Annotated in this window: 20 protein-coding genes; 4 read left to right on the top strand and 16 right to left on the bottom strand. The window is 73.4% G+C overall.

Annotated features, from left to right (window positions below; all coding sequences use genetic code 11):
- Positions 1-78 precede the first annotated feature (78 nt).
- Positions 79-1,254 (top strand): MFS transporter, encoded by a 1,176-nt coding sequence (locus tag Q6347_RS10905; RefSeq protein ID WP_304607358.1) that lies wholly within the window; start codon positions 79-81, stop codon positions 1,252-1,254.
- Between the two features lie 117 nt (positions 1,255-1,371).
- Positions 1,372-1,833, top strand: coding sequence for a hypothetical protein (locus Q6347_RS10900; protein ID WP_304603673.1), 462 nt, complete (start codon positions 1,372-1,374; stop codon positions 1,831-1,833).
- 4 nt (positions 1,834-1,837) lie between these two features.
- On the opposite strand, the gene Q6347_RS10895 is transcribed toward Q6347_RS10900, so the two are convergent.
- The 12 genes from Q6347_RS10895 to rimP all read right to left on the bottom strand — a co-directional run bounded on the left by Q6347_RS10895 (position 1,838) and on the right by rimP (position 14,879).
- On the bottom strand, positions 1,838-2,317 hold the full coding sequence (locus Q6347_RS10895) for a hypothetical protein (RefSeq protein ID WP_304603672.1): 480 nt from the start codon (positions 2,315-2,317) through the stop codon (positions 1,838-1,840).
- Positions 2,314-3,093, bottom strand: coding sequence for a 4-hydroxy-tetrahydrodipicolinate reductase (gene dapB, locus Q6347_RS10890; protein WP_304603671.1), 780 nt, complete (start codon positions 3,091-3,093; stop codon positions 2,314-2,316). The genes Q6347_RS10895 and dapB overlap by 4 nt, the downstream gene beginning before the upstream one ends.
- A 10-nt stretch (positions 3,094-3,103) precedes the next feature.
- A complete protein-coding gene (locus tag Q6347_RS10885; RefSeq protein WP_304607357.1) occupies positions 3,104-4,432 on the bottom strand; it encodes a pitrilysin family protein in 1,329 nt (442 codons plus the stop codon).
- A gap of 8 nt (positions 4,433-4,440) precedes the next feature.
- A complete protein-coding gene (locus Q6347_RS10880; protein ID WP_171246275.1) occupies positions 4,441-6,687 on the bottom strand; it encodes a polyribonucleotide nucleotidyltransferase in 2,247 nt (748 codons plus the stop codon).
- Between the two features lie 212 nt (positions 6,688-6,899).
- Entirely contained in the window at positions 6,900-7,169 is a 270-nt protein-coding gene (gene rpsO / locus Q6347_RS10875; RefSeq protein ID WP_171246276.1) for a 30S ribosomal protein S15, read from the bottom strand.
- 91 nt (positions 7,170-7,260) lie between these two features.
- Positions 7,261-8,238: a bifunctional riboflavin kinase/FAD synthetase gene (locus tag Q6347_RS10870; RefSeq protein WP_304607356.1), complete on the bottom strand. Its 978-nt coding sequence runs from the start codon at positions 8,236-8,238 to the stop codon at positions 7,261-7,263.
- A gap of 68 nt (positions 8,239-8,306) precedes the next feature.
- Positions 8,307-9,266, bottom strand: a complete 960-nt coding sequence (gene truB / locus Q6347_RS10865) for a tRNA pseudouridine(55) synthase TruB (protein WP_304603669.1) — start codon at positions 9,264-9,266, stop codon at positions 8,307-8,309.
- A 95-nt stretch (positions 9,267-9,361) separates the two neighbouring features.
- Positions 9,362-9,793 (bottom strand): 30S ribosome-binding factor RbfA, encoded by a 432-nt coding sequence (gene rbfA, locus Q6347_RS10860; protein ID WP_304603668.1) that lies wholly within the window; start codon positions 9,791-9,793, stop codon positions 9,362-9,364.
- 87 nt (positions 9,794-9,880) lie between these two features.
- A complete protein-coding gene (infB, locus tag Q6347_RS10855; protein WP_304607355.1) occupies positions 9,881-12,766 on the bottom strand; it encodes a translation initiation factor IF-2 in 2,886 nt (961 codons plus the stop codon).
- Positions 12,767-12,949: 183 nt separating this feature from the next.
- Positions 12,950-13,297, bottom strand: coding sequence for a YlxR family protein (locus Q6347_RS10850; RefSeq protein ID WP_304603666.1), 348 nt, complete (start codon positions 13,295-13,297; stop codon positions 12,950-12,952).
- Positions 13,298-13,311: 14 nt separating this feature from the next.
- Complete coding sequence (gene nusA / locus Q6347_RS10845; RefSeq protein ID WP_304607354.1) at positions 13,312-14,352, bottom strand: transcription termination factor NusA; 1,041 nt, start codon at positions 14,350-14,352, stop codon at positions 13,312-13,314.
- A gap of 2 nt (positions 14,353-14,354) precedes the next feature.
- The gene (gene rimP / locus Q6347_RS10840) at positions 14,355-14,879 is read right to left on the bottom strand and encodes a ribosome maturation factor RimP (protein ID WP_171246283.1); all 525 of its coding nucleotides are present in this window, start codon (positions 14,877-14,879) and stop codon (positions 14,355-14,357) included.
- 157 nt (positions 14,880-15,036) lie between these two features.
- On the opposite strand from rimP, the gene Q6347_RS10835 reads away from it, so the two are divergent.
- Positions 15,037-16,278, top strand: a complete 1,242-nt coding sequence (locus Q6347_RS10835; protein WP_304603664.1) for a DUF4439 domain-containing protein — start codon at positions 15,037-15,039, stop codon at positions 16,276-16,278.
- A 3-nt stretch (positions 16,279-16,281) separates the two neighbouring features.
- On the opposite strand, the gene Q6347_RS10830 is transcribed toward Q6347_RS10835, so the two are convergent.
- Positions 16,282-18,108: a proline--tRNA ligase gene (locus tag Q6347_RS10830; RefSeq protein ID WP_304607353.1), complete on the bottom strand. Its 1,827-nt coding sequence runs from the start codon at positions 18,106-18,108 to the stop codon at positions 16,282-16,284.
- A 49-nt stretch (positions 18,109-18,157) separates the two neighbouring features.
- Here Q6347_RS10830 and Q6347_RS10825 point away from each other — a divergent pair, with 49 nt between their 5' ends.
- Positions 18,158-19,036, top strand: coding sequence for an Fpg/Nei family DNA glycosylase (locus Q6347_RS10825; protein ID WP_304607352.1), 879 nt, complete (start codon positions 18,158-18,160; stop codon positions 19,034-19,036).
- A gap of 7 nt (positions 19,037-19,043) precedes the next feature.
- Here the strand turns inward: Q6347_RS10825 and Q6347_RS10820 are convergent, their stop codons facing one another.
- The 3 genes from Q6347_RS10820 to Q6347_RS10810 all read right to left on the bottom strand — a co-directional run bounded on the left by Q6347_RS10820 (position 19,044) and on the right by Q6347_RS10810 (position 22,519).
- Positions 19,044-19,967 carry a DUF4081 domain-containing GNAT family N-acetyltransferase gene (locus tag Q6347_RS10820; RefSeq protein ID WP_304607351.1) on the bottom strand — a complete coding sequence of 308 codons (924 nt, stop codon included), beginning with the start codon at positions 19,965-19,967 and terminating at the stop codon, positions 19,044-19,046.
- 35 nt (positions 19,968-20,002) lie between these two features.
- Positions 20,003-21,163 carry a flavodoxin-dependent (E)-4-hydroxy-3-methylbut-2-enyl-diphosphate synthase gene (gene ispG, locus Q6347_RS10815; protein WP_304603660.1) on the bottom strand — a complete coding sequence of 387 codons (1,161 nt, stop codon included), beginning with the start codon at positions 21,161-21,163 and terminating at the stop codon, positions 20,003-20,005.
- A gap of 90 nt (positions 21,164-21,253) precedes the next feature.
- The gene (locus Q6347_RS10810) at positions 21,254-22,519 is read right to left on the bottom strand and encodes an RIP metalloprotease (RefSeq protein ID WP_304607350.1); all 1,266 of its coding nucleotides are present in this window, start codon (positions 22,517-22,519) and stop codon (positions 21,254-21,256) included.
- Positions 22,520-22,581: the final 62 nt, after the last annotated feature.

The raw sequence follows: 22,581 nt of genomic DNA, 5'->3' as shown, positions 1-22,581 counted from the left end.
CGGTCGACGAACCGTGATGACCGCCACTCCCACCCCGGCCGACGTCCGGGCCCGACGTCGCGGTGACAGGATGTCCCGGTGACACACCGCACCGTCCGGGACGCCGCCGCGGGGATCACGGTCCTGGCGGTGGCGAACTTCGTCGCCATCACGACCGAGGTCCTGCCGGTCGGCCTGCTGCCGCAGCTCGCGGGTGGCCTCGGCGTCCCCGAGTCCACCGCCGGGTTGCTGGTGTCCGTCTACGCCTTCGTCGTCGCGGCGTGCGCGGTGCCGCTGACGCTGGCCACCCGGCGCCTGGCCCGCAAGCCGCTCCTGCTCACGACGGTCGTCGTCTACACCGCCGCGAACCTGCTCGCCGCCGTCGCACCGTCCTTCGGCGTCGTCGTGGCCGCCCGGACGCTCGGCGGCCTCGGGCACGCCCTCTTCTTCTCGGTGTCCATCGCCTACGCGGCCCGGCTGGTCTCGCCGCTGTACACGGGACGCGCCGTGACGCTCGTGACCACCGGCGGCACCTTCGGGTTCGTCCTGGGCGTCCCGCTGTCCACCTCGCTGGGGGCGGCCGTCGGCTGGCGGTGGTCCTTCGCCGTCCTGGCCGGCGTCTGCGCGCTGACCGCGGTCCTCGTCGCCCGGCTGCTGCCCCCGGTGGAGGTCGCGCCGGGTGCGGGCGAGGGCGCCTCCTCCGACGCCCGTGGCGGGCGTTCGCGCCTCGGGGTCGTCGTCGGCACCAACACCCTGCTGTTCGTGGGCCAGTACACCGTCTACACGTTCATCTCGTTGCTGCTGCTCGCGACGGGGCTCGGCGAGGCCGCGGTCGGCCCGACCCTGCTCGTCTTCGGTGCCCTGGGGATCCTGGGCCTGTGGGCGGCCGGCCGCTACCTGGACCGCAGGCCACGGACCCTGACCCTCGCCACGATCGCCGTGATGGTGCTCGCCTTGGCGGCCGTCGCGCTGGGGCTGCCGCACCAGGGCGTGGTGCTGGTCGGTGCGGCCGTCTGGCTCGCCGCGTTCGGGGCGGTGCCGGCCGCCTTCCAGACGCTGGCGCTGCGGGCCCGCGGTGCGAGCGCCGACGTCGCCGGGGCGTTCGTCAACGCCACCTCGAACCTCGGCATCGGTCTGGGGGCGGCCGTGGGGTCCGTGGTCGTCGCGGGACCGGGTCTGGCGACCCTCGCCTGGACCGGGGCGTCGGCCATGGCGCTGGCCGGTGCCGTGGTCGTCGTGGCACGGCAGGCGTTCCCGCACGACCCCGCGCGGTAACCCGCGCGTGACGATGCCGTAGCACCCTGATGGCAGGCTGGGCGCATGTCCGAGGTCGGGGATGGGTCCGCAGGTCCGAGCAGCAGGCGGCGGCGTCTGGCGAGTCCGACGGAACCGATGATCACGGACTACTTCGCCGCTCCCTCCGACGCCCTGGCCGCGACGGTGCTGCAGGTCGAGGACGGGCCCAGCACACCGACGCGCGGTTCGGGCGAACCGCTCTTCGACACCGTGGCCCTGCCGTCCGTCGACCCGTTCGTCGCCCTCGCCGTGCTGGCCGGCACCACGTTCGGGCTGCCCTACGGCGAGGTGACCGGCGCCGCGCGCCACGGGCAGGTCGTCGACGGCCGCGACGAGGGCCCGTTCGTCGTCACCGTCGCCGACGAGCTGGCTGCGCACCTGGCGGCGGCGTCCCCCCACGAGCTCGGCGAGGCGGCGCACCGCTGGGTGCACGGGGGCGAGCACGCGGGCGACGCCGAGGAGCTGGCACGGGCCCTCCAGGGTCTCGGCGAGCTCGCGTGCCGGGCCGCCGACGTCCGCCACCACCTGTACTGCTGGACGCGGTGGCCAGCCCGGTGAGGGGTCAGCCGGAGAACAGCGAGGAGGCCCGGCGCAACGCGGCGCGCGCGCGGCGGCGGTCGTGGGCGGCGTCGTAGGCGAAGGCCAGGTGGTACCAGGCCCGCCAGCTCTCGGGCTCGGCCTCGACGGCCTGCTGCGCCTCCGCGAACGCGGCGTCGGCCGCGTCGCGGTCGATGCGTCCACCCGGGGACCGGGGCAGGTCGTCGACCGGGAGCTCGCCGGCCCCGGCGAGGGTGTCGGCCATGCGCTGCACCCGCGCCGCCAGCCAGAACTCGCGGGCGATGAGCCCGACCACGAGCAGCGGGATGACGAGCACCGCCACGCCGATCGCGACCAGCACCGCCTCGCCGCTGGCGATCATCGCGACGCCGCGTCCGGCGATCGCCCAGACGTAGATCGCCAGCAGCCCGGTGACGGCCAGGGCGCCGACGAGACCGCGCGGCGGGCGGCTCCGGGTGGCCGGGGACGGCTCGGACGAGGTCACGACAGGTCCAGCACGTTCTCGAGGCCGACGGTGAGACCCGGCCGCGAGCCGACCTCGCGCACCGCGAGCAGCACGCCCGGCATGAACGAGGCACGGTCGAAGGAGTCCTGCCGGATCGTGAGCTGCTCGCCGGCGTTGCCGAACAGGATCTCCTCGTGGGCGACGAGACCGCGCAGCCGGACCGCGTGCACCCGGACCCCGTCGACGTCCGCGCCCCGGGCGTCCCAGCCGTTCTGGGTGGCGTCCGGGGACGGCTCCAGGCCGGCCTCCGCCCGTGCGGCGGCGATCGCGGCCGCCGTGTGCCGTGCCGTGCCGGAGGGCGCGTCGACCTTGTCCGGGTGGTGCAGCTCGACGACCTCCGCGGACTCGAAGTAGCGCGCCGCCCGGGCGGCGAACGTCATCGCCAGCACGGCGGACAGCCCGAAGTTCGGCGCGATGAGGACGCCAGGACCCGGCCCGTCGCCCGCCGCGGCGAGCCGCTCGAGGTGCTCGGCCACCCGGCCGCGCGAGTAGTCGTCCCAGCCGGTGGTCCCGACCACGACGTCGGCGCCGGCGTCCAGCGCCGCGTGCACGTTCGCCTCGGTGGCGGCGGGGACGCTGAAGTCGACCGCGACCTGGGCCCCGGACTCGCGGACGACGGCCGCCACGTCGTCGCCGGCGCCGATGCGCGCGACGAGCTCCAGGTCCTCGGCGGCCTCGACGGCGGCGCACGTCTGGCCACCCATGCGGCCGGCCGCCCCGATGACGGCCACCCTCACGGCGCTGCTGCTGCTCACGATCATCTCCTCATTCCGTGAAGGGCCCCACCCGCACCACCGACCGCGGCCGCGCGGCCAGGTCGGCGGCGAGCTCACGCACGTCCTCGCGGGTCACGGACCGGATGCGCTCCAGGGACTCGTCGACGGTCATCAGCTCGCCCAGGACGAGCTCGGACCGGCCCAGGCGGCTCATCCGCGACCCGGTGTCCTCGAGCCCGAGCACGAGCCCGCCGGAGAGCTGCCCGACGGACCGGTCGAGCTCCGCGACGGTGATGCCGTCCTCGGCCAGCCGGTCGAGCTCGGCGCCGAGCATCGTGACGACCTCGTCGGTGCGCCCGGGCGTGCATCCCGCGTACAGCCCGAAGGTCCCCAGTCCCCCGTGGCCCTGGGCGAAGGAGTACGTGGCGTAGGCGAGCCCGCGCTTCTCCCGGATCTCCTGGAACAGCCGCGAGGACATGCTGCCGCCGAGCACCGCGTTGAGCACGGTCATGGTGAAGCGGCGCTCGTCGGTCGCGCTCAGCCCGGTGGTGCCGAGGATGACGTTCGCCTGCTCGATCGGGCGGTGCACGGTGACGTCCACGCCCTCGGTGGGCACGCCGTCCGACTCCGGGGCGTCCGACCGCCGCGGCCGCGGGCTGGCGGGGACGGTCAGGTCCCAGCCGCCGGCCGACAACGCCTCGCCGACCTGGTCGACGAGCCGGTCGTGGTCGACACCGCCCGCCGCCGCGACCACGAGGGTCTCGGGCCGGTAGTGCCACCGGTAGTGCTCCCAGACCGCCTCGCGCGGCACGCCACGGATCGCGTCCGGGGTGCCGCCGATCGGACGGCCCAGCGGGTGGCTGCCGAGCACGGCGGCGGCGAACCGCTCGTGCGCCAGGTCCGCGGGGTCGTCCTCGGCCATCGCGAGCTCCTCGAGGATCACACCCCGCTCCGTCTCGAGCTCGTCGGGGTCGAGCCGTGCCGAGGTCATCATGTCGCTGACGACGTCGACCGCCATCGGGACGTCGGCGTCGAGCACCCGCGCGTAGTAGCACGTGTGCTCCTTGCCGGTCGCGGCGTTGGCCTCGCCGCCGACGGCGTCGAACGCCTCGGCGATGTCCAGCGCCGACCGGCGCGCCGTGCCCTTGAACAGCAGGTGCTCGAGGAAGTGGGTCGATCCGTGGTGCCCGTCGGTCTCGTCGCGGGACCCGACGCCGACCCAGGCGCCGACGGTGGCCGAGCGCAGCCCCGGCATGTGCTCGGTCAGCACACGCACACCGCCGGGCAGGACGGTGCTACGGATCGTCGCACCGTCCTGCCCGGCGGTCAGCTCGGCACCCGGCTGATCCGCTCCGACGAGCGGCAGGTGCTGGCTCATGGGTGAGATCAGGCCTCGCTCGCCTCGGTGGCGACGGCCTCGTCGGCGGGCTTGTCGTCCTCCTCGGTGATCGCGACCAGCGACAGCTTGCCGCGGGAGTCGATCTCACCGATCTCGACCTGGATCTTCTGGCCGATGGACAGGACGTCGTCGACGTTCTCCACCCGCTTGCCACCGACCAGCTTGCGCAGCTGGCTGATGTGCAGCAGACCGTCCTTGCCGGGGGCCAGCGAGATGAAGGCCCCGAACGAGGTGGTCTTGACCACGGTGCCGACGAAGCGCTCGCCGACCTCGGGGACGTGCGGGTTGGCGATCGCGTTGATCGACGCCCGCGCCGCCTCGGCGCTCGGGCCGTCGGTCGCACCGATGTAGACCGTGCCGTCGTCCTCGATGGAGATGTCCGCGCCGGTCTCCTCCTGGATCTGGTTGATCATCTTGCCCTTGGGCCCGATGACCTCACCGATCTTGTCGACGGGGACCTTGACCGCGATGACGCGCGGCGCGTTCGGCGACATCTCGTCCGGGGTGTCGATGGCCTCGGCGATGACGTCGAGGATCGTCAGACGGGCGTCGTGGGCCTGACCCAGCGCGGCCGACAGCACGGAGGCCGGGATGCCGTCGAGCTTGGTGTCGAGCTGGATGGCGGTGACGAACTCCCGGGTGCCGGCGACCTTGAAGTCCATGTCGCCGAAGGCGTCCTCGGCACCGAGGATGTCGGTCATCGCGGCGTAGCGGGTCTCCCCGTCCACCGTGTCCGAGACCAGACCCATCGCGATGCCCGCCACCGGCGCCTTGAGGGGCACTCCGGCGTTGAGCAGCGACAGCGTCGAGGCGCAGACCGAGCCCATCGAGGTGGACCCGTTGGAGCCGAGGGCCTCGGAGACCTGGCGGATCGCGTACGGGAACTCCTCGCGGCTCGGCAGCACCGGGACCAGGGCGCGCTCGGCGAGCGCGCCGTGGCCGATCTCACGGCGCTTGGGCGAGCCGACACGGCCGGTCTCACCGGTCGAGTACGGCGGGAAGTTGTAGTTGTGCATGTAGCGCTTGCGCGTGACCGGCCCCAGGGAGTCGATCTGCTGCTCCATGCGCAGCATGTTCAGCGTCGTGACGCCCAGGATCTGGGTCTCGCCACGCTCGAACAGCGCCGAGCCGTGCACCCGCGGGAGCACCTCGACCTCGGCCGACAGGGTGCGGATGTCCGCGAGCCCACGGCCGTCGATCCGCACGCCGTCGGTCAGCACGCGCTGACGCACGAGCTGCTTCTGCAGGGAGCGGAAAGCCGCCGAGAGCTCCTTCTCGCGGCCCTCGAACTGCTCGGCGAGCTGCTCGAGCATCCCCGCCTTGATCTCGTCGAGGCGGTTCTCGCGCTCCTGCTTGTCGCCGATCGCCAGGGCCTCGGCGGCCGGGGCGGAGACCGCGGACTCGACGGCGGCGTAGGCGTCGTCGGCGTAGTCCGGGAACAGCGGGAACTCGGCGACGTCCTTGGCCGACTGCGAGGCCAGCGAGAGCTGGGCGTCGCACAGGGCGGCGATGAACGGCTTGGCCGCGTCGATGCCCTCGGCCACGACCTGCTCGGTCGGGGCGGTGGCGCCCTCGTTCTTGACCAGGTTCCAGGCGTCGTCGGTGGCCTCGGCCTCGATCATCGCGATGGCGACGTCCTCGGAACCGTCGGCGGCGGTGACCTTGCGGCCCGCGACGACCATCTCGAAGACGGCGCGCTCCTTGTCCGAGTACTTCGGGAAGGCGACCCACTGGTCGTCGATGAGCGCGATGCGCACGGCGCCGGCCGGGCCGGAGAACGGCAGGCCGGAGATCTGCGTCGACGCGGACGCGGCGTTCATCGCCAGCACGTCGTAGGCGTCGTCCGGGTGCTGCGCCATGACGGTGATGACGATCTGCACCTCGTTGCGCAGGCCCTTGACGAAGAGCGGGCGCAGCGGGCGGTCGGTGAGCCGGCAGGTGAGGATCGCCTCGGTGGACGGGCGGCCCTCACGGCGGAAGAACGAGCCGGGGATGCGGCCCGCGGCGTACATCCGCTCCTCGACGTCCACCGTCAGCGGGAAGAAGTCGAACTGGTCCTTGGGGTGCTTGCCGACCGCGGTGGTCGACAGCAGCATGGTCTCGTCGTCGAGGTAGGCGGAGACGGCGCCGGCGGCCTGCCGGGCCAGTCGGCCGGTCTCGAAGCGGACGGTACGGGTGCCGAAGCGGCCGTTGTCGATGACGGCCTCGGCGGACTGGATCTCGGGACCCTCCACGGGTGCCCTCCTTGCTCTCGAAGGCGCCGCCCGCCCGAGCGACGGTCTTCGATCGAGGCCCTCGGAGCACACCGGGGGAACCGGCGGATCGGGGGGCCACTACCGAGGACCGGACGACGGCCCGGCGGCGCGGTGTGCGGTGTTACGTCTACAAGGACATCACACCAGACCAGCCCGGTCCCTGCGAGAGGGACCGGGCTGGTGGCGGGACGTCAGCGGCGCAGGCCGAGGCGCTCGATGAGCGCGCGGTAGCGCTGGATGTCGACCTTCTGCAGGTAGCTGAGCAGACGGCGACGCTGGCCGACCAGGAGGAGCAGACCACGACGGGAGTGGTGGTCCTGCTTGTGCTCCTTGAGGTGCTCGGTCAGGTCGGTGATCCGCTGGGTCAGCAGAGCGATCTGGACCTCCGGCGAGCCGGTGTCGCCCTCGTGAGTCGCGTACTCGGTGATGATGTTCTGCTTCGTGGCAGCGTCGAGCGGCATGGCTCTCCTTCTGGTGTCGTTGCGCGGTGCTCCGGGACTGCTTCACCGGGCGCTCTGGATCCGCGGCCGATCTACGGCAGCGACCATCGTATCAGGACAGCAGCACACCGCGGGCGCGGGCCACGTCGTGGGTCATCTGCTCGACCAGCGCCTCGATGCCGTCGAAACGGACCGTCGGGCGCAGGTGCTCGACCATCTCGAGCACCACCTCCTCGCCGTACAGGTCGAGATCGGTGCGGTCCAGGACGTAGGCCTCCACCCGCCGTTCGACGCCGTCGAACGTCGGGTTGGTGCCGATCGAGATCGCCGCGGGCAGCAGCGCGTCGGGGTCCGCGGGCTCCTGGCCCGTCCGCCCGGGCCGGCGCAGCCACCCCGCGTACACCCCGTCGGCAGGGACCATGCCGGCGATGTCCCCCAGGTTGGCCGTGGGGAACCCGAGCTCGCGGCCGCGGGCGTCCCCCCGCACGACGAGGCCCCGCACCCGGTGGGGCCGGCCCAGGACGTCGGCGGCCTGGGCGACGTCGCCCTCGGCGATCAGGGCGCGTGCCGCCGAGCTGGACCAGCGCTGGCCGGCACCGTCCTGCGCGGGCTGGCACTCCCCCACGTCGTCGATCGCCACGACCTCGAACCCGTGGCGCCCGCCCAGGTCGACCATGGTGGCCAGCGTCCCGGCGTTGGCCCGGCCGAAGCGCACGTCGTGGCCCACGACGACGCTGCGCGCACCGAGCGCCCCGGTGAGGTAGCGCGTGACGAACTCCTCGGGGCTCTGCTCCGCGAAGTCCAGGGTGTAGCGGATCACGAGGACGGCGTCGAGTCCGGTCTCCGCCAGCAGCTCGAGGCGGTCGTCGATCCCCGTGATGAGCTCGGGAGCGGAGTCGGGACGGTGGACGGCGGCGGGGTGCGGGTCGAAGGTCACGGCGACCGCGGCGCAGCCGTCGGCCCGCGCCAGGCGGACGAGTCGGGCGAGCACCGCCTGGTGACCGCGGTGCACGCCGTCGAAGTTGCCGATCGTCACGACCGACGGACCGAAGTCCTCGGGGACCTCGGAGAGGTCCGTGAACACCTGCACGCCGATCGCGCTCCTCGTTGCCGGACGGGCCGACGCCTCACGACGCCGACGGATCAGGATAGTCCCGCTCAGGCCGGGGCGAGGACCAGGACGGGCTTGGCCCGCCGCTCCCCGCGCCGCGTCGTGTCCTCCAGCAGGGCGACGAGCGTGCCGTCCGGGGCCAGGCCCGCCACGGTGCCCCGCATGCCGGTCGGGGTCACCCACTGCCCGTAGCCCAGCGCCCGTGCCTCGGCGTCGGTCAGCTCACGGACGGGGAAGGTGCTCCGCGCGGCGTCGCCGAGCGGGAGGGTGGCGAGCACGCCGTCGGCGTCGGCCTGGGCCTCGAGCTCGTCGAGGGTCCGGGCACGATCGAGCGGATACCCGCCGACACGGGTGCGGCGCAACGCGGTCAGGTGCCCGCCGACGCCGAGCGCCTCGCCCAGGTCCCGGGCCAGCGCACGCACGTACGTACCCGAGGAGACCACCACCTCGACGTCGACGTCGAGCACCGCCACGCCGCCGTCGGCCGTGGCCGGACGGGTCTCGAGCACCTCGAACGAGCTCACGGTGACGGGACGGTCGGCGAGCTCGACCTCCTCGCCGGCACGGGCCCGGGCGTAGGCCCGGCGTCCGTCGACCTTGATCGCGCTGACGGTGCTCGGGACCTGCCGGATGTCGCCGGTGAGGGCGGCGACCTGCCGCGCGAGGGCGGCGGGGTCCACACCCTCGCCCACGCCCCGGGCCTCGAGGGTCTCGCCCTCGGCGTCGTCGGTCGTCGTGGAGACGCCCAGCCGGATCGTCGCCCGGTAGGCCTTGTCCGCGCCCACCACGTAGGTGAGCAGCTTGGTCGCCCGACCGACGCCGACCACCAGCACACCCGTCGCCATCGGGTCCAGGGTGCCGGCGTGCCCGACCTTGCGCGTGCCCGCCAGCCGCCGGCAACGCCCGACGACGTCGTGGCTGGTCCAGCCGGCCGGCTTGTCGACGATCAGCAGACCGTCCGGCGCCGTCGGACGGCGCGGCGGGCGCGCCGTGCCACGGTCGGCCACGGGATCTCCCCTCTCCCCCACCGCCACGCGCAGGAGGTGCCGGGCCGGATCGCTCCGGCCCGGCGGACCTTCTCCCCGCGGCATCGGGGCGGTCGTCAGTCGGTGTCGTCGTCCGACGTGCGGTACGGGTCGGCGTCACCGGCCGGGGACTTGCCCTCGCGCAGCGCCGCGAGCTCGGCGTCCCGCAGCCGCGCCTGGGACAGCGCCTCGTCGAGGTGCGCCGCCGTCTCCGGCACGGAGTCCAGGTGGAACTCGATCGTCGGCGTCAGCCGCACGCCGGTCTGCTTGCCGACCTCGGAGCGGATCATGCCCTTGGCGCTCTCCAGCGCCGCCGCCGTGCCGTCGCGGTCCTCGTCGCTGCCGAGGACCGTGTAGAACACCGACGCCTGCTGCAGGTCGCCGGTGACACGGACGTCCGTGACCGTCACGAAGCCGAGTCGCGGATCCTTGATCCGCGTGTCGAGCATCTGCGCGACGATCTCCTTGATGCGGTCCGCCAACCGGCGCGCCCGCGGGTTCTCGCTCATCCGTCCTCCTTGTCCTGACGCCGACGGCGCCCCGCCCCCACCGCGCTCGGCGGTGCGGACGGGGCGCCGTCGTCCGTCCCGACCTTCTCAGGCGCGGGGGATCTCGCGCATCTCGAAGGTCTCGATGATGTCGCCCTCGACGATGTCGTTGTACGACCCGAGTCCGATACCGCACTCGAAGCCCTCGCGGACCTCGGTGACGTCGTCCTTCTCGCGTCGCAGCGACTCGACCGTGAGCTCGTCGCCCACCACGCGGCCGTCGCGCAGCACGCGGGCCTTGGTGTTCCGTCGGATCGTGCCCGACCGGACGATCGAACCGGCGATGTTGCCGAACTTCGAGGACCGGAAGACCTGGCGGATCTCGGCGCTGCCGAGCTTCGCCTCCTCGTACTCCGGCTTGAGCATGCCCTTGAGGGCGGCCTCGATGTCGTCGATGGCCTGGTAGATCACCGAGTAGAACTTGACCTCGACGCCCTCGCGCTCGGCCAGGTCCTCGACACGCTCGCCGAAGCGGACGTTGAAGCCGAGGATCACGGCGTTGTCGACCGTGGCCAGGTTGACGTCGTTCTGCGTGATCGCACCCACACCGCGGTGGATGACGCGCAGGTCGACCTCGTCGCCCACGTCGATCTTGAGCAGCGCGTCCTCCAGCGCCTCGACGGCACCGGACACGTCACCCTTGATGACCAGGTTGAGCGTCTCGACCTTGCCCTGCTCGAGAGCCTTGGTGAAGTCCTCGAGGCTGATGCGCTTGCGCCGCTTGGCCAGCAGCGCGGCACGCTCGGCCGCCTCGCGCTTCTCGGCGATCTGACGAGCGGTGCGCTCGTCGGGTGCGGCGAGGAACGTGTCGCCGGCGCTCGGCACCGACGCCAGACCCAGGACCTGGACCGGACGCGCCGGACCCGCCTCGGTGACGGACTCGCCGTGCTCGTCGAACATCGCCCGCACACGACCGTGCGCGGTGCCCGCGACGATGGCGTCGCCGACGCGCAGCGTGCCCGACTGCACCAGGACGGTGGCCACGGAACCGCGGCCCTTGTCCAGGTGGGCCTCGATCGCCACACCGCGGGCGTCCTTCTCCGGGTTGGCCCGGAGGTCGAGCGCCGCGTCAGCGGTCAGCAGGACGGCCTCGAGGAGGCTGTCGATACCCTGGCGCCGCAGCGCGGAGACCTCGACGAACATCGTGTCGCCGCCGTACTCCTCGGCCACGAGGTTGTACTCGGTGAGCTGCTGGCGGATCTTGTCGGGGTTCGCCCCCTCCTTGTCCACCTTGTTCACCGCCACGACGATCGGCACGTCCGCCGCCTGGGCGTGGTTCAGCGCCTCGATCGTCTGCGGCATCACGCCGTCGTCCGCGGCCACCACGAGGATCGCGATGTCCGTCGCCTTGGCACCACGGGCACGCATGGCCGTGAAGGCCTCGTGACCCGGGGTGTCGATGAACGTGACGGCCCGGTCGGCGCCCTCGTGCTCGGTGTGCACCTGGTAGGCACCGATGTGCTGGGTGATCCCACCGGCCTCACCGGCGACGACGTCCGTGGACCGGATGGCGTCCAGCAGCTTCGTCTTACCGTGGTCGACGTGACCCATGACGGTCACGACCGGCGGCCGCGCCTCCAGGTCCTCGTCGGTCTCGTCGGCCTCCTCGGCCTGCAGGTCGATGTCGAAGGACCCGAGCAGCTCGCGGTCCTCCTCCTCGGCGGAGACCATCTCGATCTTGTAGCCGAGCTCCGACCCGAGCGTGACGAAGGTGTCCTCGTCCAGCGACTGCGTCGCGGTCGCCATCTCGCCCAGGTGCAGGAGCACCGTGACCAGCGCCGCCGGGTTCGCGTCGATCTTGTCCGCGAAGTCGTTCAGGGACGAGCCGTAGCGCAGGCGCACCAGGGTGTTGCCGTTGCCGCGCGGGACCGAGACGCCACCCGGCGTCGGGGCCTGCATCTGCTCGAACTCTTGACGCTTCGCCCGCTTCGACTTGCGTCCCCGGACCGGCTTGCCGCCGGCGCGACCGAACGCACCCTGGGTGCTGCCACGGCCGGCGCCGCCACGGCCGCGGAACCCGCCGCCGCCACCGGGACGGAAACCGCCCCGACCGCCACCGGGACCGCCGGCACCACCGGGACCGCCCGGGCCGCCACCGCGACCACGGCCGCCGCGACCACCGCCGCCGGGACGCTCGCCCGGTCGCGGCATGCTGGTCTTGCCCGGCATCATGCCCGGGTTCGGGCGCGGGGCGCCCGGACGCGGAGCGGCCGGACGCGGGGCACCCGGACGCGGACCGCCGGAGCGCTCGGCCGGCTTGCCCTCGCCGCGCGCGGGCCGCTGCTGCATGCCCTGCTGCGAGGAGTACGGGTTGTTGCCCGGCCGCGGACCCCCGCCACGCTGCATGCCCTGCTGGGACGCGTAGGGGTTGTTGCCCGGCCGCGGACCGCCGCTGCGGCCGCCACCACCGGAACGCTGCCCGCCCGGCTTCGGTGCACCCGGCTTGGGGCCGCCACCCGGCTTGGGCGCGGCGCCCGGCTTCGGTGCCGACCTGGGGGTCGGAGCAGCGGGCTTCTCGGCCTGCGGTGCCTTCTCGGCAGCGGGCTTCGGGGTCTCCGCCGCCGGCGCCTTCTCGGCACCCGGCTTCGGCGCGGCCCCGGGCTTCGCCGCACCCGGCTTGGGTGCGGAACCCGGCTTCGGCGCCTCGGCGGGCGTCGAGGCGGCAGGCTTCGCGGCCTGCTCGCCGGCCGCCGCCGGTGCACCCGGCTTGGGCGCGGCGGGCTTCTTCTTCGGGGCGGGCTTGGCGGACTTGCCGTCCTTGGCCGCTCCGGCGTCGGACGCCGTGAACTTGCCGCGCATCATGCGCTCGACCGGTGCCTCGAGCGTCGAGGACGCCGACCGGACGAATTCACCTGAGGCCTTCAGCTCGGCCAGCAGGGTCTTGCTCTCCACCCCGAGCTGCTTCGCCAGCTCGTGGACGCGGATCTTCGCCACATCTCTCCTGTCTCGGCCCCACCGAGACAGGCAGGACCGTCGCTAGTACTGAGTACTCATCGTTCGGGACTCATCGGGTGCCCATCGGCTTCTGACCCGCTTCCTTGTCGACGTACGCGTGTGCGGCCGGGCGAGGACGCCCGGTCGCGACGGGGGCGGCACCGACGGTGCCGCCCAGGTTCTTCAACGGTCCTGGTGCTCCAGATATGCCCGGACCGGCTCCAGGTCCACCGGGCCACCCGCACGCAGTGCGCGCGGGACGGCCCGTCGCCGGACGGCACGGTCCAAGCAGGCGAGGTCCTCATGGATCCAGGCTCCACGCCCCGGCAGGCACGCCCGGACGTCGACCGCGACGCGCGGGGCGTCGTCCGACGTCACGAGGACCAGCCGCAAGAGCTGCGACCGCAGGTCGCGCTGCCGGCATCCGACACACGTCCGCACCGGTCCCACCGGTCGTGGCGGGGTGGTGGCGGGGCGTGCCGGAACAGGGTCGCGCGACCCGATCCCCTCCAGTCTAACGCGACTGCTCATGGGCCTCGACCAGCTCAGGCTTCCTCGACCGCGTCCCCGTCGGCCACCGCCCCCGGCGTGCCCTCGTCGGAACGGATGTCGATCCGCCACCCCGTGAGCTTGGCCGCGAGCCGGGCATTCTGCCCTTCCTTGCCGATCGCGAGCGAGAGCTGGTAGTCCGGCACGACGGCGCGGGCGGCCTTCGCCTCCGCGTCGACGACCGTGACAGAGCTCACACGGGCCGGGGACAGGGCGCTCGCCACGAAGCGGGCCGGGTCGTCGCTGTGGTCGACGATGTCGATCTTCTCCCCGTGCAGCTCCGCCATGACGGCGCGCACGCGCGAACCCATCGGGCCGATGCAGGCGCCCTTGGCGTTGAGCCCGGGCACCGTGGACCGCACGGCGACCTTGGAGCGGTGCCCGGCCTCCCGGGCGACGGCGGTGATCTCGACCGACCCGTCGGCGATCTCCGGGACCTCGAGCTCGAACAGCTTGCGGACGAGACCCGGGTGGGTGCGGCTGAGCGTGACCTTGGCGCCCTTCATGCCACGGGCGACCTCCACGACGTAGGCGCGCAGGCGCTCGCCGTGGACGTACTTCTCGCCCGGCACCTGCTCGTGCGGCGGCAGGACGGCCTCGATCTCGCCGACGTCCACGAGCACCGTCCGCGGGTCGTGACCCTGCTGGATCACGCCGGCGAGGATCTCGCCCTCCTTGCCGCGGAACGTGCCCAGCACCTGGTCGTCCTCGGCGTCGCGCAGACGCTGCACGATCACCTGGCGGGCGGTGGCGGTGGCGATCCGGCCGAAGTTCTCGGGCGTGTGGTCGAACTCCGGGCCCAGCTCGATCGTGCCCCGGCCCTCGGGGTCCTCCGGGTCGGGCGTCCGGATCTGCTCGCGGGCCCACACCGTGACGTGCCCCGACTTGCGGTCGAGCTCGACCCGCGCGTGGTGGTAGGCGTCCGGGGTGCGGTGGTAGGCGGACAGCAGCGCCTGCTCGATGGCCTCGACCAGCAGGTCCAGGCTGATCTCCCGCTCGCGCTCCAGCATCCGCAGCGCGCTCATGTCGATGTCCATCGTCAGCTCTCCTCGCCCTGGCGGGACGTCCCCGCCTCGTCGTCCTCGCGCCGGTCCAGCTCCGCCTCGACGCGTCCCCGGCGCACCCGTCCGTACGCGACCCGCTGCTCGCCGTCGAGGACCAGCACCGCGTCGTCGCCGTCACCGTCCACGCCGGTCAGACGGCCCTCCGCGACCTGCCCGTCGTCCAGGGTCAGCCGCACCCGGCGGGTGCGCGCCCGACGGTAGTGGCGCAGCTCCGTCAGCGGGCGGGACACACCCGGGGTGGACACCTCCAGGGTGTACTGGCCGCGGACCACGTCGGCGTCGTCCAGCGCGGCGGAGACCGCCCGGGACGTGTCGGCGAGCGTGTCGGAGTCGAGGCTGCCCACGAGGTGCTCCGGGAGGTCGATCGTCAGCCGGACCACCGACCGGCTGCCGGCCCGGGTCACCCGGACGTCCTCGAGGAACAGACCGGCGTCGTCGACCACCGGGCCGACCACCGCTCGGACACGTCCGTCCGAGGTCCGGTCCTCTCCTGCTGCCATCGTTGCCTCCCGTGGGTGCTCCCGCGCCGGGACGTCCCGCGGCGGTGTGTCGTTGTGCGTCGACCAGCGTAACGAACCCCCCGCCCACCGTGCGCCCGACGACCCGCGTGGACAGGTGGAGGAACGTCACACCGGGACGTGGCAAGATCGGGGCACGATGGAACCGCAGCCCCCGCCCGCCCCGACCCGCCGCCGGATGCGGGTCGTGGTCGGCAGCGTCCTCGTGGCGCTGCTGCTCACCGGCTGCGGGCTGCGGCTGGAGACGCCCCCGCCTGCCGAGCCGGGGCCGGACACGATCGAGATCGTGCGCCGTACCGCCGTCACCGACGCGCTGTTCGTCGCCGAGCAGGCCGACGCCGTGATCGACGAGCTGGGCGACCGCCGGCGCCGGCTCGTCGCCGAGCTCGAACGTGTCGCGGCCGACTCCCGGGAGCAGGCCGACCAGCTGGGCGGCGTGTACGACTCCGGGCTGCAGGAGCCGGCGGACCCGCCGAGCGGGTCCCCGCAGAGCTCGCCGGCCGACGCCGTCGGCCCGGACGACGTCGTCGCGGCCCTGGCCGACGCCTCCGGGCGCAACCGGACCGCCGCCGGGACCACGGCCGACGGTCCCCTCGCACGGCTGCTGGCCTCCGTCGGCGCGGCCCAGGCCGTCTCGGCGACCCGCGTCGGCGAGTACACCGACAGCGCGCCCCCGCCGGTGGTGCCGCAGCTGCCCGGACCCGCCGAGGTGGACGCCGCGGTGGCCGACGATCCGGCGCCGGCCGAGGACGCCCGGGACGACGCCGGGGCGGACGGTTCCGCCGAGCCCACCGTGACGGCCCCGCCGGACGGCCCCGAGGACGGAGCGGAGGCCGACGAGACACCGGCCGAGGGGGACCCGGCCCGTACCGGCGTCTCCAGCACCTCGCCGGACTCCGGGGAGCCGGCGGTGGTGCCCGAGGGGCTCACCGCGGCGGACCTGCGGACACTCGTGGCCTCCGAGCACTCGGCGGGCTACGCCGTCCGGCTGCGTGCCGCGATCCGTCCCGAGGACGAACGTTCCCGGTACGTCGAGCGCGCCGACGTGCACACCGATCGGGCCGCTGCCTGGGCGCTCGTGGCCGGGACGGACGGGACCGCGCAGGACCCGCGCCAGGCGGCGTACGCCGTCCCCCGCCGACCGGGCGACCGCGCGCTGGTGCGCTCGGTGGAGAACGACCTGGCCACGACCTACGCGACGCTCGTCGGCACGACCGCGCCGGACACCCGCACCGTCCTGGTCGACCTGCTCGTCGAGTCCGCGCTCACGCTCGACGCCTGGGGCGCCGAGCCCGTGCCGTTCCCAGGGCTGCCGGAGCAGCGCCCCGAGGAGGCGACGGACGGGGACGGCCCGCAGGAGCCGACCGACCAGGACGGGTGAAGGTCAGGCGAGCAGCTCCTCGACCTGGCGTGTGACCTCGGCGACCGCGTCGTCCACCGCGACCTGCCGGGCGTCCCCGACGCGCGGCCGCACCTCGACCACACCGTCGGCCAGGCCCCGGCCCACCACGACGACGAGCGGGACGCCGAAGAGCTCGGCATCGGCGAACTTCACGCCGGGCGAGACCTTGGGCCGGTCGTCGTAGATGACCTCGACACCCTCGGCGACCAGTCGCGACGCCAGCTCGTCAGCGGCCTCGAACACCTCGGCGTTCTTGCCGGTGGCGACGACGTGGACGTGCGCCGGGGCGACCTTCGCCGGCCAGGCGAGACCCCGGTCGTCGTGGTTCGCCTCGGCCAGCGCGGCCAGCACGCGGGTCACGCCGATGCCGTAGGAGCCCATGGTCACCACGGCCTGCTTGCCGTTCGGGTCGAGCACCTTCAGGTCGAGGGACTCGGCGTACTTGCGGCCGAGCTGGAAGATGTGGCCGATCTCGATGCCGCGGGCGAGCTCGAGGGGCCCCGACCCGTCGGGCGCCGGGTCGCCGGCGCGGACCTCGGCGGCCTCCACGGTGCCGTCGCCGCTGAAGTCGCGGCCCGCCACGAGGTCGAACACGTGGCGCCCGGCCTCGTCGGCACCGGTGATCCACCGGGTCCCGCTGACGACGCGCGGGTCGAGCAGGTAGCGGACCGCGGACCGCACCTCGCCGGACTCGACGTCGGTGACCTGCTTGCCCTGAGGGCCCAGGACGCCCGGGCCGATGTAGCCCTTGACGAGCTCGGGGTGCGCGGCGAAGTCGGCCTCCGAAGCCGGCTCGACCTCCGCCGGCGCCATCGCCGCCTCCAGCCGCTTCACGTCCACCTCGCGGTCCCCCGGCACGCCGACCACGACGAGCTCCCGGCGTCCGCCGGGGTGGGTCGCAGCGAGCACCACGTTCTTCAGGGTGTCCGCCCCGGTCCAGGCGCGGTCCGGCCGCAGGTGGTGGGCGTTGGCGAAGTCGACCAGCGTCTCGATCGTCGGGGTGTCCGGGGTGTCCTCGACGTGGGCCGCCGGGGCGTCGTCGAAGGGCACCGGGTCGGGCACCGGCGTCGAGACCGCCTCCACGTTGGCCGCGTAGCCGCCGCCGGAGCGCACGAAGGTGTCCTCCCCGATCGGGGACGGGGAGAGGAACTCCTCGGACCGGGACCCGCCCATCGCCCCGGAGGTCGCCGCGACGATCACGTAGTCGAGCCCGAGCCGGTCGAAGATCCGCCGGTAGGCGCCCCGCTGCTTCTCGTAGGCCGTCGCCAGACCCTCGTCGTCGAGGTCGAAGGAGTAGGCGTCCTTCATGATGAACTCGCGGCCCCGGATGAGACCGGCGCGGGGACGCGCCTCGTCACGGTACTTCGTCTGGATCTGGTAGAGGGCCAGCGGCAGGTCCTTGTACGAGGAGTACAGGTCCTTGACCAGGAGTGTGAACATCTCCTCGTGGGTGGGCGCCAGGAGGTAGTCCGCGTCCTTGCGGTCCTTGAGCCGGAACAGGTTGGGCCCGTACTCGTTCCACCGGCCCGTCGCCTCATACGGCTCGCGCGGCAGCAGCGCCGGGAAGTGGACCTCCTGCGCACCGATCGCGTCCATCTCCTCGCGCACGACGGCCTCGATCTTCGCGAGCACGCGCAGCCCGAGCGGCAGCCACGAGTACACGCCCGGGGCGGCACGCCGGATGTACCCGGCACGGACCAGCAACCGGTGGCTGGCGACCTCGGCGTCGGCGGGATCCTCGCGCAGGGTACGCACGAACAGGGAGGACAGGCGCAGCAGGTCACCGCTGCGGTGGGACGCGATCGACATGGGGCACAGCCTAACGGCGCGCACCGGCCGGATCGGCGACACTGGGACCATGCCGGAGCTGCCGGAGGTGGAGGCGCTGGCCCGCTTCCTGGACGGACGGACGCGGGGCCGCACGATCGAGGCCGCCGACGTCGGGGCCGTCGCCGCGCTCAAGACCTACGACCCGCCGCTGTCGGCCCTGGTCGGCCGGTCGGTGCACGGCTGGTCACGGCGGGGCAAGTGGCTCGTGCTCGCCACCGACGGCCCGTCGCTGGCGGTGCACCTGGCCCGCGGCGGCTGGGTCCGCTGGCGGGAGCAGGCACCGACCACGCCGGTCCGGCCCCGGCTGGGCGGCGGGTCGCGCGGGGCGTCGCTCACGCTCCGCCTCCGGTTCGACGACGGCGCCGGCGCCGACGTGGCCGAGGCCGGTACCCGTCGACGCGTCGCCGTGCACGTCGTCGAGGACGCGGAGGCGGTGGAGGCGATCCGCACGCTCGGTGTCGAGCCGCTGTCCGAGGACTTCACGGCGGACGTGCTGGGCGAGCTGCTGCGGGCCCGCAACCAGCAGGTGAAGGGGCTGCTGCGCGATCAGCGCGCGATCGCCGGGATCGGCAACGCCTACTCCGACGAGATCCTGCACACCGCCCAGGTGTCCCCCTTCGCGCTGACGCGGTCGTTCGACGACGACGCCGTCGACGCCCTGCACCGGGCCGTCGTGGACACGCTCACGGCCGCGGTGGCCGCCGCGGAGGGTCGTCCGGCGGCCGAGCTGAAGGACGCCAAGCGCCGCGGCATGCAGGTGCACGGACGGACCGGGCAGACGTGCCCGGTGTGCGGCGACGTGGTGCGCGAGGTCTCGTTCGCCGACCGCTCGCTGCAGTACTGCGCGACCTGCCAGACCGGGGGGCACGTGCTCGCCGACCGGCGCATGTCGCGGCTGCTGCGGTAGCGCGGCCTCAGAACAGGACGGTGGCGAACGTCCCGACCTGGGTGAACCCCACCCGACGGTACGTGGCGAGCGCCGGGGCGTTGAACCCGTTGACGTACAGCGACACCACCGGTGCGACGTGCTGCCGCGTCAGGGCGACGACGGCGGCCATGCCGGACGCGGCGAGTCCCCGCCCGCGCAGCTCCGGGTCGACCCACACGCCCTGGACCTGCGCCACGCCACCCGCCACCGCGCCCAGCTCGGCCTTGAACACCACCCGCGGCGCCCCGGTGTCGTCCGGGTCGATCCGGACGTAGGAGCGTCGTTCGGCGATGAGCGCGCGCACCCGGGCCGCGTAGGCGCTGCCGCCCCCCGCCACCGGGGAGTACCCGACCTCCTCGGTGAACATCCGCACGCAGGCGGGCAGCACCAGGTCGAGCTCGGAGAGGTCGGAGACCCGGACCCGGGGGTCGGGGTCGATCTGCGGGTCGTGGTCGAGCACCAGCGACGGCTGGTCGGTACGCACCTCGCGCGGGGGCGGCCACACCGGGGAGAGCAGCTCCCAGAGCCGCAGGGTGGTCCGCCGCTCCCCCACGATCGAGCTGGAGCGCCGACCCTGCTCCCGCGCGACGGCGGCGAACGCGGCCACGGCGTCGTCGGCGTCGGAGCGGTCCAGCGCCGACGGCACGACGGGCACGAGGTTCGCCCCGGCCCAGCACACGGCGCGCAGGTCACCTGCCGCCGGGTAGCCCCAGACCTGGCCGCCGGCCGCTGCCAGCCCCACGTGCAGGGCGATGTCGAGCCGGGCCGCGGCGAGCACGCCCGTGACAGGTTCCCGCGCGCAGACCCGTCGGGCCTCGACCAGGTCCTCCGCCCCGAGGACCCGCGCCCCGGCGCCACCCCCGTCACCGGGCGCGGGCGACCGGCTGCGCAGCGCCGGTCGCCATCCCATCGCGTGCTCCCCTCGGCCGTCGCCCTCGTGCGTGACTAGCCCACCGTGACCACGGCACCGGCCTGGTCGTCGTTCTCGGGGGCGTCCATCGTCTCGGCGATGCGGTTCGCCTCCTCGATGAGGGTCTCGACGATCTGCGCCTCGGGGACGGTCTTGATGACCTCGCCCTTGACGAAGATCTGCCCCTTGCCGTTCCCGGAGGCGACGCCGAGGTCCGCCTCGCGCGCCTCACCGGGACCGTTGACGACACAGCCCATGACCGCCACCCGCAGCGGCACCGCCATGCCCTCCAGCCCGGCGGTCACCTTGTCGGCCAGCTCGTAGACGTCCACCTGGGCACGGCCGCAGGACGGGCAGGAGACGATCTCCAGCTTGCGGGGCCGCAGGTTGAGCGACTGCAGGATCTGCGTGCCGACCTTGACCTCCTCGACCGGCGGGGCCGACAGCGACACGCGGATGGTGTCGCCGATCCCCTGGCTGAGCAGGGCGCCGAACGCCGTGGCGGACTTGATCGTGCCCTGGAAGGCGGGGCCGGCCTCGGTGACGCCGAGGTGCAGCGGCCAGTCGCCCCGCTGCGAGAGCAGCTCGTAGGCGCGCACCATGACGACCGGGTCGTTGTGCTTCACGGAGATCTTGAAGTCGTGGAAGTCGTGCTCCTCGAACAGGCTCGCCTCCCAGACCGCGGACTCGACGAGCGCCTCCGGGGTCGGCTTGCCGTACTTCTCCAGCAGCCGCTTGTCCAGGGAGCCGGCGTTGACGCCGATGCGCAGCGACGTGCCGTGGTCCTTCGCCGCCTGGGCGATCTCCTTGACCTGGTCGTCGAACTTCTTGATGTTGCCCGGGTTCACACGCACGGCGGCGCAGCCGGCCTCGATGGCGGCGAACACGTACTTGGGCTGGAAGTGGATGTCTGCGATCACGGGGATCTGCGACTTCTTCGCGATGATCGGCAGCGCCTCGGCGTCGTCCTGCGTCGGGCAGGCGACGCGCACGATGTCGCAGCCGGCGGCCGTCAGCTCCGCGATCTGCTGGAGGGTGCCGTTGATGTCGGTGGTCTTGGTCGTCGTCATCGACTGGACGCTGATCGGGGCGTCGCCACCGACGTAGACGTCACCGACCTTGATCTTGCGGGTCTTCCGCCGCGGGGCGAGCGTGGGCGCGGGGGGTGCGGGCATGCCGAGGTTCACTGCAGTCACCACGCCAGTATCGCGCGGTTTTGCCCGTGCTGTGCACCGCCGACCCGGTCACGCCCTGATGGTCACCGGATCACCACGCCGTGCTCGCGATCAGAACAGCCGGACGGGATCGACCAGATCGGCCACCATGAGCACGGCACCGACACCGATGAGGAGCACGAACACCACGTAGGCCACGGGCATCATGCGGGCGACGTCCGCCGGTCCCGGCAGCGCGTGCCCCCGCACCCGGGCGACCGTGCGCCGGCCGCCCTCGTAGAGCGCGTTCGCCACGTGGCCGCCGTCCAGGGGCAGCAGCGGGATGAGGTTGAACATGAACAGCGCCACGTTCAACGAGGCGAGCAGCATGAGCATCAGCTGGACGCGGGCGAGCACGGAGTAGTCCTCGGCCCCCGCGGTGTCCACGGCCGCGCGCCCCACGCCGACCACGGACATCACCGAGTCCTGCGAGCGCGGCGCGTCGGTGAACGCCTCGTAGGCGGCGTCGTACACCCGCACCGGCAGGCTGACGATCGCCTTGGCGGTCTCCGAGGTCTGCAACCAGATCGCCTCGGGGACCGACGAGACCGGCAGCGCCTGCCGCTCCACGCTCGACGTCACGCCCAGCAGCGCGCCGTCGACCAGCACCGGCTCGCCGTCCGCGTCGAGGACGGGGTAGCCGTCGGCGTCGGTCTGCGGCCGCTCTGCCGGGGTCGGGGTGACGGTCAAGGTGACCTGCGCGCCGTCCCGCTCGACGACCATCGGCACGGGCTCCCCCGCCGCGTCGTTGATCATCCCGACGAGCTGGTTCCAGTCCTCGACGGGCTCCCCGTCGAAGGCGACGACCTCGTCCCCGGACTCGACCCCGGCGGACGCCGCGGCGGTGTCGTCGCCGACCTGCGCGACGGTCGTCGTCGCGGTGGGCATGCCGATCGCCAGGAAGACCACCGCGAGCAGCACCACGGCGATGACGAGGTTCATCACGGGCCCGCCCAGCATCACCACCAGCTTCTTGGGGGTGGAGAGCCGGTAGAACGCGCGGTGCTCCTCGCCGGGCCGGATCTCGGAGACGCTGGCGTCGCGAGCGTCGGCGATCACCTGACCGAAGAACCCTTCGCGCGGGCGGCGGCCCGCCGGCGCGGGGGGCATCATGCCGACGAGGCGCACGTAGCCGCCCAGCGGGATCGCCTTGAGGCCGTACTCGGTCTCGCCCTTGCGGCGCGACCACAGGGTCGGGCCGAACCCGACCATGTACTCGCTGACCCGGACGCCGAACTTCTTGGCGGGCACCATGTGCCCCACCTCGTGCAGGGCGATCGAGACGAGGATGCCGACCACGATGACGACGATGCCGACGACGAGAGGAAGGATGTCCACCCCAGCAGCCTAGGCGACCTTCCTGGGAGGTCGCTGTCCGGTCCGGCGGCCCCCGCCGCGCC

This window comes from Isoptericola sp. b408 (genome assembly GCF_030588085.1).
Lineage (GTDB): Bacteria > Actinomycetota > Actinomycetes > Actinomycetales > Cellulomonadaceae > Isoptericola > Isoptericola sediminis.
This window is presented reverse-complemented; position numbering and strand designations above follow the sequence as displayed.

Bases quoted from the DNA above. Each gene is read 5' to 3' on its own strand.
- Q6347_RS10830 (WP_304607353.1), bottom strand. From the start codon at position 18,108: ATGTCGATCGCGTCCCACCGCAGCGGTGACCTGCTGCGCCTGTCCTCC.
- rimP (WP_171246283.1), bottom strand. From the start codon at position 14,879: ATGGCAGCAGGAGAGGACCGGACCTCGGACGGACGTGTCCGAGCGGTG.
- Q6347_RS10820 (WP_304607351.1), bottom strand. From the start codon at position 19,967: ATGGGATGGCGACCGGCGCTGCGCAGCCGGTCGCCCGCGCCCGGTGAC.
- Q6347_RS10835 (WP_304603664.1), top strand. From the start codon at position 15,037: ATGGAACCGCAGCCCCCGCCCGCCCCGACCCGCCGCCGGATGCGGGTC.
- rbfA (WP_304603668.1), bottom strand. From the start codon at position 9,793: ATGAGCGAGAACCCGCGGGCGCGCCGGTTGGCGGACCGCATCAAGGAG.
- rpsO (WP_171246276.1), bottom strand. From the start codon at position 7,169: ATGCCGCTCGACGCTGCCACGAAGCAGAACATCATCACCGAGTACGCG.
- Q6347_RS10825 (WP_304607352.1), top strand. From the start codon at position 18,158: ATGCCGGAGCTGCCGGAGGTGGAGGCGCTGGCCCGCTTCCTGGACGGA.
- Q6347_RS10900 (WP_304603673.1), top strand. From the start codon at position 1,372: ATGATCACGGACTACTTCGCCGCTCCCTCCGACGCCCTGGCCGCGACG.
- Q6347_RS10885 (WP_304607357.1), bottom strand. From the start codon at position 4,432: ATGAGCCAGCACCTGCCGCTCGTCGGAGCGGATCAGCCGGGTGCCGAG.
- nusA (WP_304607354.1), bottom strand. From the start codon at position 14,352: ATGGACATCGACATGAGCGCGCTGCGGATGCTGGAGCGCGAGCGGGAG.
- Q6347_RS10850 (WP_304603666.1), bottom strand. From the start codon at position 13,297: ATGAGCAGTCGCGTTAGACTGGAGGGGATCGGGTCGCGCGACCCTGTT.